Here is a 14,557-nt window from a genome sequence, read left to right on the forward strand (position 1 = left end):
GGAGCAGAGACTGCGCTAACCAGAGAATTTGGCCGGCATGTCTTTGAGATTGCGGCGCTATTGCGAGCGCCCGAGAGACTATACAACTACAGAGTGTGGGTGGTGGGCGCGACAGGGATCGAACCTGTGACCCCCTCGATGTCAACGAGGTGCTCTCCCGCTGAGCTACGCGCCCTTAACCTGACGTGACGGGTGGGGTCCGTATATCGGCTCCAAAGCGGGCAGGCAAGGATGCCGGGGCGGTTTTGGGGGCTGAATTAGGCCGCCAGCATCTTGTTCACTTCGCTGACCAATTCGCGAAGATGGACCGGCTTCGACAGGACTTTCGCGTTCTTGGGCGCTTGCGAATCCGAGTTCAGCGCCACGGCGGCGAAGCCGGTGATGAACATGATCTTGATGTCGGGGTCGAGTTCCGATGCCCGCCGCGCCAGCTCGATACCGTCCATCTCGGGCATCACGATATCGGTCAGCAGCATCTCGAACGGTTCCTCGCGCAGCCGCTGATAGGCCGACATGCCGTTGTCGTGCGGGGAAACCTGAAAACCGGCGTTTTCCAGCGCCTTGACCAGGAAACGGCGCATGTCGTTGTCGTCTTCGGCGAGGAGGATTTTGTGCATGGCGACGATGTCGAATCCCGTTTGGAGGATCAGTCCGTTCACTAAGCCCGACAGAGGGTAAATTTCGGGTGAAGGGTTCCGAGTGCTGCGGCCATGAGCGGCGTTATTTCTGGACCGGAACGCGACTCAATGCAATGAAGGTGGGCGTTTCCGGCACTTGAGAGACGTTCCAGCGGGATTAAGAGTTTTTCGCTTGGCAGAATGGTCGTGATTACGGACAATACGCGCTCATAAGAGCTCCGTTTTTCTGGCGGAATCGAGGGTCCAGAGCAGCGGAATCCAGGGACGGCGCCCGACGATGACCCAGCATGACGGCGAACTGTCGCCTCCGTTCGAGATCGTGGAGCCGGCCCATTGGCGGGCGCCGATCATCTTCAACTCGCCCCATTCCGGCTCGGCCTATCCGGCCGAATTCCTCGATGCCTCGCGGATCGATCTGGCCGCGCTGCGCCGCTCCGAAGATTCGTTCATGGACGAGTTGATCGGCGGCTTGAGCGAGCTCGGCTTTCCGGTCGTCCGCGTCAATTTTCCGCGCTCCTATGTCGACGTCAACCGGGAGCCCTACGAGCTCGATCCGCGGATGTTCTCAGGCCGGTTGCCGAGTTTCGCCAATACGAGATCGATGCGGGTGGCGGGCGGTCTCGGCACCATCCCGCGCGTGGTCGGCGACGGCCAGGAAATCTATCGCGAGCGGCTTGCGGTCGACGATGCGCTGGCGCGCATCGAGGCGCTCTACAAACCCTATCACCGCGCGCTGCGACGGCTGATCAACAAGGCGCATCAGGCGTTCGGCACCGTGGTGGTGGTGGATTGCCATTCGATGCCCTCGGTCGGCGTCTCGCGCGACGAGCCGCGGCGGCCGGACGTGGTGATCGGCGATCGCTACGGCACCAGCTGCGCTCCGCTGCTTCCCGACATGGTCGAGGAAACCATGCGGGCGCTGGGCTATTCGGTCGGGCGCAACAAGCCCTATGCCGGCGGCTTCATCACCGAGCATTACGGCAACCCGGCCTCCGGATTGCATACCATCCAGCTCGAACTCAACCGGGCGATCTACATGGACGAACGCCGACGCGAACGCAGCGCGGGATTTGCGCGGGTGGCGGCGGATTTCGCCGTGCTGGCGGACGCGCTGGCCGCGGTTCCGCTCGGCGATCTCGGACCTTTCCAGGCGGCGGCAGCGGAATAAGATTCTGTTCTCATCATTCCGGGATGCGCCGAAAGGTGCGGGCCCGGAATCGACTCACGATCGTGGTTATGGATTCCGGGCTCGCGCTTCGCGCGCCCCGGAATGACGATGGACAAGAAAAAAGGGCCGCTTGAATGAACAAGCGGCCCAAGTCTAGGGAGGAAACGCCCAAGGAGGGCAGCGATAGCGCAGAGCGCTACCGCACCGCAACAATATGCGACCGCGCTGCACAAAGTGCAAGGGTTTTTGAATCATTTCCCATGCAAAATCCACAGGGCTGAGCAGCGCGATAAAAAGATCACAACAATCAATTTTATACAACAATTTCAGGTATTTGGTGAAGTGAGCGCCGCAGAAACAGCTTTGTTCCGCAAGCCTTAACCCTGATCTCTCTAATTCGTGATCGAAGGTGCCGTCGGAAAATGCACCTCTGTCCGCCCGATTCGGGGCGGATGAAAAGTGCCGACGTTAGCCGGGGATAGGGCTCCGCACCCCGTGCGCGATCGAAAGGATTGGGCTAGGCAAGAGTGAGGCTATGCTCCACCCCCGCGCCACCCCTCAGGGAACAGCCGTGACGGTCATTGATTTTACAGCCTTCATCGGCCGGCTTGCGACCTCTTCCGGGGAAACCATCCTGCCGTTCTTCAGGACGTCGCTCTCCGTCGAAAACAAGAGCGACAGCCACGATTTCGATCCGGTGACCGAGGCCGACCGCGCCGCGGAGGCGGTGATGCGGCGGCTGATCAAGGCCAATTTCCCCCAGCACGGCATCGTCGGCGAGGAATTCGGCAGCGAGCGCGAAGACGCCGAATATGTCTGGGTGCTGGATCCGATCGACGGCACCAAATCCTTCATCGGGGGCTTTCCGATCTGGGGCACGCTGATCGCGCTGTTGCACAAGGGAACGCCGGTGTTCGGGATGATGCACCAGCCCTTCATCGGCGAGCGCTTTTCCGGCGACTCGGGCTCGGCGCATTACCAGGGACCGTCGGGGACGCGGAAACTCGCGGTGCGGCGCTGCGCCTCGCTCGCCGAGGCAACCTCCTACACCACCAGTCCGCTCCTGATGAACACCGCCGACCGCGCCGCCTTCGGCCGCGTCGAGGGCGCGGTGCGGCTCACCCGCTATGGCGGCGACTGCTATTCCTACTGCATGCTCGCCGCCGGTCATCTCGATCTCGTCATCGAGACCGAACTGAAACCCTACGATATCGCAGCGTTGATCCCGATCATCACCGGCGCCGGCGGCATCGTCACCACCTGGGAAGGCAAGCCCGCTCAGAGCGGCGGCCGCATCATCGCGGCCGGCGATCCGCGCGTGCACGAAGCGGCGATCAAGCTGCTCAACAGCTAGGAGCGGTCATGCGAATGGTTGGCGCGGTGCTGGCGGGATTGTCGGTGCTGCTGACGCCGACATTGGCCGCGGCGCAGGACTTTCCCTCCAAGCCGATCCGGCTGATCGTGCCGTTTCCGGCCGGCGGCCCCAACGACATCATCGCGCGCGTGATCGGTCAGCGCATGTCGGAACTGACCAGGCAGCCGGTCGTGATCGACAATCGCGGCGGCCAGGGCGGCGTGCTCGGGACCGACGCGGTGGCGAAGGCCGCGCCCGACGGCTACACCATCGCGATCTCGAGCGCGGGTGCGCTCGCCATCAGCCCGAGCATGGAAAAAGTCGCCTACGACACGTTGAAAGATCTGGCGCCGGTCACCCTGGTCGCCACGGTGCCGGAAATGCTGGTGGTCGCGAGCAACGTTCCCGCCAAGAATATCGGCGACCTGATCGCGCTCGCCAGGGCGCAACCGGGAAAACTCAATTTTGCGTCCTCCGGCCCCGGCAGCCTGCCGCATCTGGCGGGCGAACTGCTCAAGCTCACCGCCAGGATCGACATTGTGCACGTACCCTATCGGGGGGCCGCTCCCGCGGTGAACGATCTGCTGGGCCAGCAGGTGCAGATGGCATTCCTCGACCTGCCGGTGCTGCTGCCACAGATCAGGGCCGGCGCCTTGCGCGGCATCGCGATCGGCTCGCCGCAGCGGGCGCCGACCGCGATGGAGGTGCCGACGACCGCGGAAGCCGGGATGCCGGACCTGCGGGTGGAGAACTGGTACGGCATGGTGGCGCCCGCGGGCACGCCGCCGGCCATCGTCGCCGCCCTGAACAGCATCGCGACCGAAGCGATGCGCGACCCGGCCGTGAAGGAAAAGCTCGCCAGCCAAGGCGCCGAACTGATCGGCGACACCCCGGAGCATTTTCGCAGGTTTATCGAAACCGAAATCGCGAAATGGGCCAAGGTGATCAAGGACGCCGGGGTCGCGACGGAGAAGTGATCAGCGCCGGTAACATGACTCGCGGTCCGGCTCTTCCTTATCCCTCCCCCTTGTGGGTCCCACGAGGGGGAGGGATAGGAATACGACGCGGCTCCACTCGCCTAATGCTGAGCCGCCTTGCGCAGATGTTCCACCAGAAGCTTCGCCGGCCGCGGCAAGGTTTTGAAGCTGCGCGCGCAGATCATAAGCCGGCGGTTGGCCCAGGAATCCCCGATCCGGATCACATTGATCCTCATCGACCGCGCGCAACGTCTTGCCGCGACTTCCGGCATCACGGCAACGCCGATGCCCGCGGCCACCATCTGGCCGATCGCATCGAAATTGTTGAGCCGCGCGCGAAAGCGCAGGCGCGTTCCGAGCCGGGCGGCGTGCCCGGCGATATGGGCATGCAATGCGCTGGAGGTGATCAAGCCGACGAAATCCCGCTCCACCACCTCGCGAAATTCGACCTGCCGCCGGTTCGCCAGTTCGTCATGCCGCGTGGCGACCAGCACCAGGCGATCCTCGCTAAACGCAATCCGCTCGATGCTGTCGGGCAGCGCATGCTCGGCCGCGAGGCCGAGGTCGGCGGCGCCGGTGGCGATGGCGCGGGCGATCTCGCCGCTCTCATGCTCCTCGACGTCGATCGAGATGTGCGGTTGCTCGGCGAGAAATGCGGCCAACGTCTTCGGCAGATATTCCGATAGCCCCGACGTATTGGCGAGGAAGCGGACGGTCGCCTTCACGCCGCGCGAAAAGGCGGCGAGATCGCCGCGCATCGCCTCCACATGGTGCAGGACTACCCGGGCATGATCGAGCAGGCTCTCGCCGGCCGCGGTCAGCTCGACGCCGCGACGGCCGCGCCTGAGCAGCGAAACGCCGAGCGCCACCTCCAGGCGCTTGATGCGCGCGCTGGCCGAGGCCAGCGCCAGATGGATGCGCTGCGCGCCGCCCGTAATGCTGCGGGTCTCGGCGATGGCGACGAACAACTGGAGATCGACCAGATCAAAACGCATGGCACCCCCCGCAAGCTCTTAGCCTTCGTCACAGCCGAAGGCTTGCTCCGGAAGCTGCAGATTGTGCCGCCGATGCCGATCGGTCAATGTATTCAGCATGTTCGAACCTCTGCTGATTCTGATCGCCGCGGCCTTCCTGCTCGCGGGTTTCGTCAAGGGCGTGATCGGGCTTGGCCTGCCGACGGTGTCGATGGGCCTGCTCGCGGTAACCATGCCGCCGTCGCACGCGCTCGCCATCGTGATCGTGCCCGCCATCGTCACCAACATCTGGCAGACGTTTGTCGGACCATATTTGCGCGACATCGTCCGGCGGCTGTGGCCGCTGATGGTGGGCACCGTCATCGGCATCTGGCTGAACGCGGGCATGCTGACCGGACCCTATGCGCGCTACGGCACCATCGTGCTCGGCGCGCTGCTTGTGATCTATGCCATGATTGGTTTGAGCAAATTCAGTTTCAAGGTCGCCCGGTCAGACGAAAAATGGATCGGCGGCATCGTCGGCGTCATGACCGGCGTGGTTTCCGCCGCGACCGGCGTGCAAGTGATCCCCTCGATGCCGTTCATGCAGGCGATCGGCATGGAGAAGGACGAACTGGTGCAGGCGCTCGGGGTTTTCTTCACGGTGGCGACGGTGGCGCTTGCCTTCAATCTCACCAGCGCCGGCCTGTTGAGCGCGGCAACCGCGCTGCCCGGCGCCGTCGCCATGGCTGCGGCCTTCGCCGGCATGTATATTGGGCAAACGGTGCGCTCGCGGATGCAGCCCGAGGCGTTCCGCCGCTGGTTCCTGATCGCGATGATCTTTCTCGGGCTCTATCTCGCCGGCAGCGCGATCTACAATACGCTCGCGCGCTGAAGAATTCTTCGGTCTTCGCCCATACCTCCCGCTCCGCTCCGATTTTCGCCGGAAACAGCGTGTTCAAGACCTTGGATTTGGTCTGCCGACGACGTAGTAGTATCCGTCGAGTCCAGGAGCACGGGAGATGGAAAGGCGCCTTGCGGCCATAGTCTGCGCTGACGTCGCCGGCTATTCGCGCATGATGAGCGCCGACGAGGAAGGCACGCACGCCGCCTTCAAGGCGCATCGCAGCGCGATCTACCCGATCATTCTCAATCACGGCGGCCGGCTCGTGAAGAACACCGGCGACGGTTTCCTGCTGGAGTTTCCGAGCGTCGTCGGAGCGGTCGAATCGGCGATCGCGATGCAGGGGCTGATGGCGGAGCGGAACCAGAACTTGCCCGTGGATCGCGCCATGCAATTCCGTCTGGGCGTCCACATGGGAGATGTGATCGCCGACGAGGACGAAGTCTTCGGCGACGGCGTCAACATCGCCGTCCGCCTCGAAGCAGTCGCCGCCCCCGGCGGCGTGGCGGTGTCGGCAAAGGCCTACACCGAGGCGAGCAAGCACCTCAGCGTACCCCTGGTCGACGCCGGCAGTCACCGTTTCAAGAACATCGATGAGACCGTCGATGTCTGGACCTGGGAGCCCGACGGGTCAAATACCCGTGCCCGGCAGCCGCGGGGCGCGGCCGACCTGCCGTCGCAATATCGAACCGCGATCGTGGGCGTGCTTCCCTTCGCCAACCTCAGCGACGGCGCCGATGAGTATTTTTCCGACGGTCTCACCGAAGACCTGATCCATGCGCTGTCCCTGCAATCGTTTTACCGGGTGCTGAGCCGGAATTCGACGTTCGCGTTCAAAGGCAAGAACCTGAGCGCACGCCTGATCGCGCGGGAAACCGACGCGACCTACCTGATCCAGGGTTCGGTGCGGCGATCGGGGAGCAAGATCCGCGTCACCGCCGAACTGATCGCCCCGGAGAAGGGCGAGCAATTATGGACCGGCCGATATGACAGGAACATGGGCGATTTGTTCGCGCTGCAGGATGAGATCACGACGGATCTGTCCGCCGCGCTGGCCCCCGAGATCTATCGTGCGGAGGCTTCCGCCCCTGCCCGCTCGTCGTCCGCCGACTTGACCGCATGGGACCGGTTCCTGAGGGGACTGTCCCATTATTATCGGCAGACCAAGCCGGATTTCGAGGCCGCCATCGCCTGCTTCAGGGAGGCCATGGCGCTCGACCCGACGCTCGCCATCGCGCGCTCCTATCTCGGCACCATCCTGGTGCAGGGCGTGCAGTATGGATGGATCAAGAGCACGCGCCAATTGTGGGCCGAGGCGATGGGACTCGCGGAAAGCAGCGTCCGGCTCGATCCCCGATCATCCTTTGCGTTTTCGATCCTGGCCTATGTGCATGCGATGGAGGGCGATTACGAGGCCGCGCTGGGGGCGGCAAAACGGGCGGTCGAGCTCAACCCCTACGACATGGGCGCCTGCGGCGTTCTCGGATTCTGTCACCTCGTCGTCGGCGAGCATCGGCAAGCCATCGAACTGTTTTCGATGGCCGTGCAGAAGGGCACCAGCGACCCCCGTTATCAATGGGCGGCCCTGAACGCGTTCAGCCACTATTCACTGAGGCAATATGATGCCTCGCTGTCCTGGGCACGCGAGGCCCTGTATTTGAACTCCACTCACCTTCAGGTGCTCGCGGTACGGGCGGCGGCGCTGGCGCAGATGGGGCGAACCGAGGACGCGGCCAAGGCGGCCGAAGTTTTGCTGAGCAGTTTTCCCGGCCTGACCGTCGAACGGCACCTGAGGAATTTCCGCTGGAAAAATCCCGCCGACATCGCCCATTACCGCGAGGGGCTTGTGAAAGCCGGCGTACCGTCGACCAAATTGACTCTCGTCGCGTCGAATTCGCAGCTCAAATCGAATTGCTAGGCACGGATCGAACGACGAACTCGCCGCCTCATTCCTGACCGACGATTCGGATTTGAATTCAGCCAAAACTCGGATACATCTTAAAGTAGCGTTGTTCTGGCGAGCTCGCCTTCGGGGATTTCATTCGCGCGTTTCAGGAAAAGATAATTTTCGGGATTGTCAGCTATGCAAGACGATAGCGCCAGCAAGACCGCCAGCGACGTAACCGGGGCGCAGGTCGCCGTTTCACCCGACAATCCCTGCCCATTCCTGCGCGCGGCCGTCGCGGACGGCTTCCTCGACGGCCATGTCGTGCCGCTTGCGAGACTTTCCCAAACCGTCGAGGCCGCCAGCGGCGAAACGGGGTTGAAGAAAAAGCAGGCCGGCCTCAAGACCTGCCTGGTCGCGCTCGTCGCCAACGGCCTTGGTCCCTTGCGCCTGCTGCGCAGCCTTTGGTCCGGCGCCGAACTCGACGCCTTGCGCGACGGTCCGCTGGACAAGCATGGCGTCGGCTCGCGCATCCTCGGCGTGACCGCGCAGGTGAACGAGGCGGAGCTGGCGCGTCTCGCCGGGTTCGGCAAGGATCGGCCGGACCTATCAGGCGGTTCCGAACGCGGGCTGAGCTCTGCGGAAATCACGAGCTACATGGACGCGAATTTCGAACGCGCCAAGGGCAACCGGCGCTGGATCGACCGCAAGCTGATGGAGGGCGAATGGCCTGTCCTGCTGCGCATCATGGGCAAGGGCGACGGCGAACAACGCTACCTCAGCGTGGCGGAGGTCAGGACGCTGTTTGTCGAGCGGCGGCTGCCGGACCGGGTCATCGCGCGCCTGAAGACGCAAGCCGCGCCGGCCGGCGGCTTGTTCGGCAGGCTCGCCAAGGCCGCGAGCGCGCTGCTCGTTCTCGCAGGCCTGGCCATCGCAGCGATTGCCGAATTCCCCGACCAGATCGGCAGGATGGTGCCGCCGCTTGCACAATTGCTGCCCCCTCCCTTGCCAGCCCGCGCTCCGACCAAAGCGGCGTACTGGCTCGACCAGAACTGGTCGACCGAAGATCGGCACTGGTTCCACCATGCGAGCCAGGGCACCGCGACCTTTCCCGTGCCCTATGACTGGTTCATCGCGCTGGAACAGCCGGGCATCAATCTGTTCAGCCAGCCCGGCCTCATGAAGGACAGCGATTATCTCGAACGGTTCGGTTTCCTGCCGAGCCCGAAAACCGTCCACGCCGACGAAGCGACCTTGCGCCGTTTCGGCTATTCGCCCTCGCCCGACGCCAAGACCGAGCCGGCGCCGGACAATGTCTTCGGTTTGCGGCCGACGGCAGTCGAGAATTTCGACGGCCTGCCGGTCGGCTTCGCGCGGCTGACCGGCGTCGCCAATCCCGGCACCGGGCTGCCCGAACCCGACAGGATCGGACTGACCTGCGCGGCTTGTCACGCCGGAAGTATCCGCTATAAAGGCACAAGCGTGCGGTTCGACGGCGGCCCGGCCATGGTAGAGCTGCGCAAGCTCGAAAGCGCGACCGGCCTGTCCATTCTCTACACCCTGAAAGTGCCGGGCCGCTTCGGTCGCTTCGCGGCGCGCGTGCTAGGTCCCGACGCCGGCCGGAGCGAGCGCGACAAGCTCAAGAGCGATCTGGCCGCGGTCGGCGATTACCTGCTCGGCCAGAAAAAGACCTACGACAAGACGATCAAGGATAAGGGGCAAAAGGATACCGACGAAGGGTTCGGTCGGCTCGACGCGCTGAACCGAATCGGCAACCAGGTCTTCTACACCGACCTGGCGTTGGGCGGCCTCGCCGGCCTTGAAAACAACCTGCACGCCAATGATGCGCCGGTCAGTTTCCCGCCGATCTGGACCGTGCCGTGGTTCTGGTGGGCGCAATACGACGCCTCGATCGAACAGCCCCTGATCCGCAATGCCGGCGAGGCGCTCGGGGTTTCGGCGCTGATCAATCTTTCGCCCGACCGTCCGCCGGAGGCGCTGTTCCGCTCGTCGGTGGCGCTGGAAAATCTCGTTCGCATCGAAGCGATGCTGCGCGGTTCCGATCCGTTCGGCCGGGATCCAAAAGGCTTTGGCGGGCTGAAATCGCCGAAATGGCCGTCGCAGCTTTTCCCCGGCGATCCCGCCTGGCAGATCAAGCCCGAGCGGGTCGCCAAGGGCCGCGCGATCTACGCCGAGATCTGCGTCGAGTGCCACCTCGGGCCCGTCGCTGACCCCGCCTTCGACGCGCAATTCCCGGACAAGAGTTTCTGGTCTTCCAAGCAATGGGACCGGGACCCCAAGGGCGCGGTGCTCAATCCTGTCGAGAAGGGCGCGGCCGGAATGGGAACGGACCCCGCGCAGTCCAACGTGCTGGCGTTACGGCAGGTGCAGGTGCCCGGTTTTCTCAATCTGCAGCCGGCGGAGGATCTGGGGACGCAGTGGAAATGCCGGAATTTGCCGGAGTATTCCGCGACCGAGATGCCGTTTGCCGTCGCCTTGATGATCGTGGTGGACAAGGTCTCGCGGAAATGGATGAAGGACCGCGACGTGCAGGAGCCGGCTCTGACGGAGCTGTGGGGCCAGCGCAGCAACTGTCCCAACCCGGCGTCGAAATTAAAACCGCAATATCGGGCCCGGCCGCTGAACGGCGTCTGGGCGACCGCCCCCTACCTGCACAACGGCTCGGTGCCCTCGCTCTATTGGATGCTCAAGCCCGCCGCCGAGCGCCCCAGGAAATTCTGCATGGGCGCGCGCGACTTCGACCCGGAGCAGGTCGGGTTCCACGTGGACGCAGGCGAAGTGCAGACGTGCAAGAACGGCGAGACGCTGTTCTCGGCGACGAATCCCGACGGATCGCCGATCAACGGCAACAGCGTGCTCGGCCACTCGCTGGAGGGAAAGCCGGCAATGGGCATTATCGGCCGCATGCTGACCGACGACGAGCGTTACGATCTGATCGAATATCTGAAAACGCTGTAGGGCGACGACGGTCGCTTCGCCTCACTTGAACAGCGGCGTGCCCGGCACGAAGGCGTCGAACGCGGCCCAGAACTGCGCGCGGTAGCGGTCCTGCTCCTGCAGGATTTCGTGCTTGGCGCCGGCGATGACGAGATGCGAGCCCGCGCGCAGATGATAGGCGAACTCCTCGATCGCCGGCGTCGACACGATGGTGTCGTTGCTGGCGGCCAGCATCAGGATCGGCTGGCGGATCTGCGACGGATAGTCGGAGGCGCGGAACCCGTGCATCGCGCGGAACGCCGTATCGGCCCAGGCCACCGTGGGCGAGCCGATGCCCAGCGTGGGATCTTCCTCGAGGATCGCGGCATTGCGGGCAAAGCGCACGGGATCGCTCGTGAAGGGATTGTTGACGAAGGATTCCGAGCCGGTCAGCGCATCGTTGCCGCCGGGAATGTAGCGCCCGCCCTGGCCGGTCAGCCGCAGCAAGCGCAGAAACAGGCGCGTGGGAAGCGCGGTGCGGTACCCCGGCAGATCGATCATCGGCGCCGTCAGCACCATGCGGTCGAACCAGCGCTTTCCGGCGTGCGCGAGGCGCAGCATCACCGCGCCGCCCATCGAATGCGCCAGCGCGAAATGCGGCGGCGGACAATCCGGCAGCACCACCTGCTGCACGAAGGTTTCGACGTCAACCTCGTAGTCGGAGAAATCGCGTACATAGCCCTTGCGCGGATCGCGCAGCCGCCGCGACGAATGGCCCTGCCCGCGCCAGTCGACTATCGCCACCGCGAAGCCGCGATCGCGCAAATCGCGCACAGTCTCGAAATATTTCTCGATCTGCTCGCTGCGGCCGGTGAAGACGCAGACCGTGCCCTTGCGGCCCGCCGGGGGCGCCCAGCGCGCGAAGCGCAGTTCGGCGCCGTCAGGGGTCTTGATGGTGCCGCTGACGACGTTATCCGGAACGGGATTGGCAGGAATCGAGACGAGCGTCATGGGGGGCGGACCGGCTAGGTAAAACGCGCTGAAAATCAAGGGCGGGCAAGGGCGGGAACGTGAAAAAAGCGGCTGATCTCCGCTTCTTGAACGCGGTCAAGCCTCTCCCATATCACCTTCGTGCAGGCCGCTACCAGTGTTTCGGAACCTCCGGACCCTGAGGCTGCACATGGACGAAAGCCCGGCCCGATTGGCGGGCGGGTTAACCCACAGTCGCTCAATGGAGGACTAACCATGCGTACTTACGATCTCACCCCGTTCTATCGTTCCACCGTCGGCTTCGACCGCTTGTTTTCGCTGCTCGACCGCGCGACCCCGGACGGCAGCGCCGGCTACCCGCCCTACAATATCGAGCGCACCGGCGAGAACAGCTACCGCGTCACGGTTGCGGTCTCCGGCTTCTCGCAGAACGAACTTTCGATCGTCGCGAAGGAGAATACGCTGACGATCAAGGGCGAAAAGACCGCCAATGTGAACAATGAGGGCAAGGCCGAGGTGCTCTATCGCGGCATCGCCGCGCGCGCCTTCGAACGCGCCTTCCAGCTCGCCGATTTCGTGGTGGTGAAGAACGCCTCGCTCGAGAACGGCCTGCTCCACGTCGATCTCGTTCGCGAGATTCCCGAGGCCAAGAAGCCCCGCAGCATTGCGATCACGACCGCCGCGCCAGCGCCGCAGGTGGTCGACGGCACGGCCGAGAAAGCCGCCGCGTAACGCGCGGTTATTCGCTGAAGAATGGAAACGAAAACGCCCCGGGAAACCGGGGCGTTTTTTGTGTTGATGCGTCGCCGCGAACGCTGGCGGCGACTCTTGAAGCTAATCCAGTCCCTGGGCCTTCGGCATTTCCTGCGTCGGCAGGATCTGCGGCGCGGGCTTTGCCGCGACGGCGGCGGACGCAGCGGCCGGCGGGACCGATAGCGCATCCGCCGGTTTGGCCTGCACCGCCGCCGATTGCTGCGCCGGCTCGGCAGCCGGCTTTGCGGCCAGCGGCTTCATTTCGTCGGCCCGCGGTGGCGAGGCCTTCGGCAGCGGCACCGATGAGGGCGAGCGGCTGGCCAGATGCGGTATCGAGGCCGGCGGCCGCGGCTCGCCCCTGACCGGGCTCGGCGGCGGACCGGCAGGGCCATAGGCTACCGGCGGATCCTGATTGCGATTGTCGCCCATCCGGTAGGCCGGCATGAAGCGCAGCATCCGCCCGTTGCGGGCATCGATCACCAGCCTCCCGTCTTCACCGCCGCGATCAATCACCGCGATGGTGTAGATGGAGCCGCGCAGCTGCGGCACGCCAAGCGGAGAAAATCCGCTGTCGCGCACCACGGTGTAGACCTCCTGCGGCGGCAGCAGGCTCGGCCCATAGCCATAACGCGGCGCCGGCGCATCGGGGGGCATCGCCGCATAGGGCCCGTCAAAGTCGGAGACGTAGGCGGGGTGGCCGTTTTGGTACGGCGCCAAAACCTGCGCATTCGCGGCCGCAGCGGTAACCACCAGCCCGGCCGACAAGACCCATCCCGTGAACAGCTTCATCGATCGCTCCTGCAAACGCCCACGCCCGGAGCTTTTCGCTCCTTTTCCCGGCCGCCAACCTCATCGCCAATTTCGGCGGACCTTGGGCCGGATCGCGGCGCGCTTGCCCCAAATCCGCGGGACCCGCCCCGCCATGCCGTGGCGTCTGGCGTGTCATGCAACCGGCGACTTTGATGCGCTTGTGTGATAGAAAAAAATTTGGCATGGTCGGAGTTAGGACAGCAAAGCTGTCTCATTTACGGAGCAAACCCGGCACGGGGATTGCAACGAAAATTCGGCGCTTCGACCGCCGGGAAGGTGCAGGCAAGGCCGTTCGTCGGGGACGTTGAACGCCCAAGCCTGAATTTATGAAATTGCGGCTCGCGGAGGACGAGCGGTGGCCCGGTGGGTGCCGCAGAACGCCCAAGGTGCGCCGACGACGGCGGTGAGGCCCCCTATAGCCTTATTGAGAGGATTTGAGATGAGCGGGTCGGAATTCGAGCGCGAAAACATCGAGCAAGATGCGCTGTCGGCGGCCCCCGATTCGAAACCGGCCGAGCAGATGCGCGAGCACGACTGGCGCCCGCCCGCCGTGGGTCTCTACGATCCCTCGCTGGAGAAGGATTCCTGCGGCGTCGGCTTCATCGCCAACATCAAGGGCAAGAAGTCGCATCAGATCGTCTCCGACGCGCTCAACATTCTCTGCAACCTCGAGCATCGCGGCGCGGTCGGCGCCGATCCGCGCGCCGGTGACGGCGCCGGCATCCTGGTGCAGATCCCGCACGACTTCTTCGTGCGCAAGACGGCCGAGATCGGCTTCCAGCTGCCGAAGCCGGGCGACTACGCCGTCGGCGCGCTGTTCATGCCGAAGGAGACGGCGTGGCGCAAAGTCATCAAGAGCATCGTCGCCGACCAGATCAAGGCCGAAGGGCTGATGCTGCTCGGCTGGCGCGACGTGCCGACCGACAATTCCTCGCTCGGCGAAACCGTCAAGCCGACCGAGCCCGCGCACATGCAGGTGTTCATCGGGCGCAACGGCGCGGCGACGAACGACGACGAGTTCGAGCGCAAGCTCTACATCCTGCGCAAGTCGATCTCGCAGGCGATCTATCAGCGCCGCGACCGCGGGATGGCCGGCTATTACCCGGTGTCGATGTCGTGCCGCACCCTCGTCTACAAGGGCATGTTCCTCGCCGACCAGCTCGGCAAGTACTATCCCGACCTGAGCGA

At 64.3% G+C, this 14,557-nt stretch carries 11 protein-coding genes, 1 tRNA gene and 1 pseudogene; 8 read left to right on the top strand and 5 right to left on the bottom strand.

Features of this window, described 5'->3' with window-relative positions; all coding sequences use genetic code 11:
• Positions 1 to 100 precede the first annotated feature (100 nt).
• A tRNA-Val gene (locus QZ213_RS13025) sits at positions 101 to 175 on the bottom strand.
• 82 nt (positions 176 to 257) lie between these two features.
• On the bottom strand, positions 258 to 617 hold the full coding sequence (gene cpdR, locus QZ213_RS13030; protein ID WP_291686483.1) for a cell cycle two-component system response regulator CpdR: 360 nt from the start codon (positions 615 to 617) through the stop codon (positions 258 to 260).
• 298 nt (positions 618 to 915) lie between these two features.
• Here cpdR and QZ213_RS13035 point away from each other — a divergent pair, with 298 nt between their 5' ends.
• The 3 genes from QZ213_RS13035 to QZ213_RS13045 all read left to right on the top strand — a co-directional run bounded on the left by QZ213_RS13035 (position 916) and on the right by QZ213_RS13045 (position 4,137).
• A complete protein-coding gene (locus QZ213_RS13035) occupies positions 916 to 1,806 on the top strand; it encodes an N-formylglutamate amidohydrolase (protein ID WP_291686484.1) in 891 nt (296 codons plus the stop codon).
• Positions 1,807 to 2,377: 571 nt separating this feature from the next.
• Positions 2,378 to 3,160, top strand: coding sequence for a histidinol-phosphatase (hisN, locus tag QZ213_RS13040; protein ID WP_291686485.1), 783 nt, complete (start codon positions 2,378 to 2,380; stop codon positions 3,158 to 3,160).
• Positions 3,161 to 3,168: 8 nt separating this feature from the next.
• On the top strand, positions 3,169 to 4,137 hold the full coding sequence (locus QZ213_RS13045; protein ID WP_291686486.1) for a tripartite tricarboxylate transporter substrate binding protein: 969 nt from the start codon (positions 3,169 to 3,171) through the stop codon (positions 4,135 to 4,137).
• A 101-nt stretch (positions 4,138 to 4,238) separates the two neighbouring features.
• Here QZ213_RS13045 and QZ213_RS13050 read toward each other — a convergent pair whose 3' ends face one another.
• Entirely contained in the window at positions 4,239 to 5,132 is an 894-nt protein-coding gene (locus tag QZ213_RS13050; RefSeq protein WP_291686487.1) for a LysR substrate-binding domain-containing protein, read from the bottom strand.
• A 97-nt stretch (positions 5,133 to 5,229) separates the two neighbouring features.
• Between QZ213_RS13050 and QZ213_RS13055 the strand changes: the two genes are divergently transcribed.
• The 3 genes from QZ213_RS13055 to QZ213_RS13065 all read left to right on the top strand — a co-directional run bounded on the left by QZ213_RS13055 (position 5,230) and on the right by QZ213_RS13065 (position 10,858).
• Entirely contained in the window at positions 5,230 to 5,985 is a 756-nt protein-coding gene (locus tag QZ213_RS13055; protein ID WP_291686488.1) for a sulfite exporter TauE/SafE family protein, read from the top strand.
• A gap of 127 nt (positions 5,986 to 6,112) precedes the next feature.
• A complete protein-coding gene (locus tag QZ213_RS13060) occupies positions 6,113 to 7,912 on the top strand; it encodes a CDC27 family protein (protein WP_291686489.1) in 1,800 nt (599 codons plus the stop codon).
• A 165-nt stretch (positions 7,913 to 8,077) separates the two neighbouring features.
• Positions 8,078 to 10,858, top strand: a complete 2,781-nt coding sequence (locus tag QZ213_RS13065) for a di-heme-cytochrome C peroxidase (protein ID WP_291686490.1) — start codon at positions 8,078 to 8,080, stop codon at positions 10,856 to 10,858.
• A 21-nt stretch (positions 10,859 to 10,879) separates the two neighbouring features.
• On the opposite strand, the gene QZ213_RS13070 is transcribed toward QZ213_RS13065, so the two are convergent.
• On the bottom strand, positions 10,880 to 11,827 hold the full coding sequence (locus tag QZ213_RS13070; protein WP_291686491.1) for an alpha/beta hydrolase: 948 nt from the start codon (positions 11,825 to 11,827) through the stop codon (positions 10,880 to 10,882).
• Positions 11,828 to 12,061: 234 nt separating this feature from the next.
• Here QZ213_RS13070 and QZ213_RS13075 point away from each other — a divergent pair, with 234 nt between their 5' ends.
• Positions 12,062 to 12,538: an Hsp20 family protein gene (locus tag QZ213_RS13075; protein ID WP_291686492.1), complete on the top strand. Its 477-nt coding sequence runs from the start codon at positions 12,062 to 12,064 to the stop codon at positions 12,536 to 12,538.
• Between the two features lie 102 nt (positions 12,539 to 12,640).
• On the opposite strand, the gene QZ213_RS13080 is transcribed toward QZ213_RS13075, so the two are convergent.
• Positions 12,641 to 13,348, bottom strand: a complete 708-nt coding sequence (locus QZ213_RS13080) for a hypothetical protein (RefSeq protein ID WP_291686493.1) — start codon at positions 13,346 to 13,348, stop codon at positions 12,641 to 12,643.
• A gap of 460 nt (positions 13,349 to 13,808) precedes the next feature.
• Between QZ213_RS13080 and QZ213_RS13085 the strand changes: the two are divergent.
• Positions 13,809 to 14,557, top strand: a pseudogene (locus QZ213_RS13085) (glutamate synthase subunit alpha); the annotation flags it as partial.

Source organism: Bradyrhizobium sp. (genome assembly GCF_017881085.1).
Taxonomy (GTDB): Bacteria; Pseudomonadota; Alphaproteobacteria; order Rhizobiales; family Xanthobacteraceae; genus Bradyrhizobium.

Coding starts and splice junctions, on each gene's coding strand:
- QZ213_RS13080 (WP_291686493.1), bottom strand. CDS start 13,348: ATGAAGCTGTTCACGGGATGGGTCTTGTCGGCCGGGCTGGTGGTTACC.
- QZ213_RS13075 (WP_291686492.1), top strand. CDS start 12,062: ATGCGTACTTACGATCTCACCCCGTTCTATCGTTCCACCGTCGGCTTC.
- QZ213_RS13060 (WP_291686489.1), top strand. CDS start 6,113: ATGGAAAGGCGCCTTGCGGCCATAGTCTGCGCTGACGTCGCCGGCTAT.
- QZ213_RS13070 (WP_291686491.1), bottom strand. CDS start 11,827: ATGACGCTCGTCTCGATTCCTGCCAATCCCGTTCCGGATAACGTCGTC.
- QZ213_RS13050 (WP_291686487.1), bottom strand. CDS start 5,132: ATGCGTTTTGATCTGGTCGATCTCCAGTTGTTCGTCGCCATCGCCGAG.
- QZ213_RS13045 (WP_291686486.1), top strand. CDS start 3,169: ATGCGAATGGTTGGCGCGGTGCTGGCGGGATTGTCGGTGCTGCTGACG.
- QZ213_RS13035 (WP_291686484.1), top strand. CDS start 916: ATGACCCAGCATGACGGCGAACTGTCGCCTCCGTTCGAGATCGTGGAG.
- QZ213_RS13065 (WP_291686490.1), top strand. CDS start 8,078: ATGCAAGACGATAGCGCCAGCAAGACCGCCAGCGACGTAACCGGGGCG.
- QZ213_RS13055 (WP_291686488.1), top strand. CDS start 5,230: ATGTTCGAACCTCTGCTGATTCTGATCGCCGCGGCCTTCCTGCTCGCG.
- cpdR (WP_291686483.1), bottom strand. CDS start 617: ATGCACAAAATCCTCCTCGCCGAAGACGACAACGACATGCGCCGTTTC.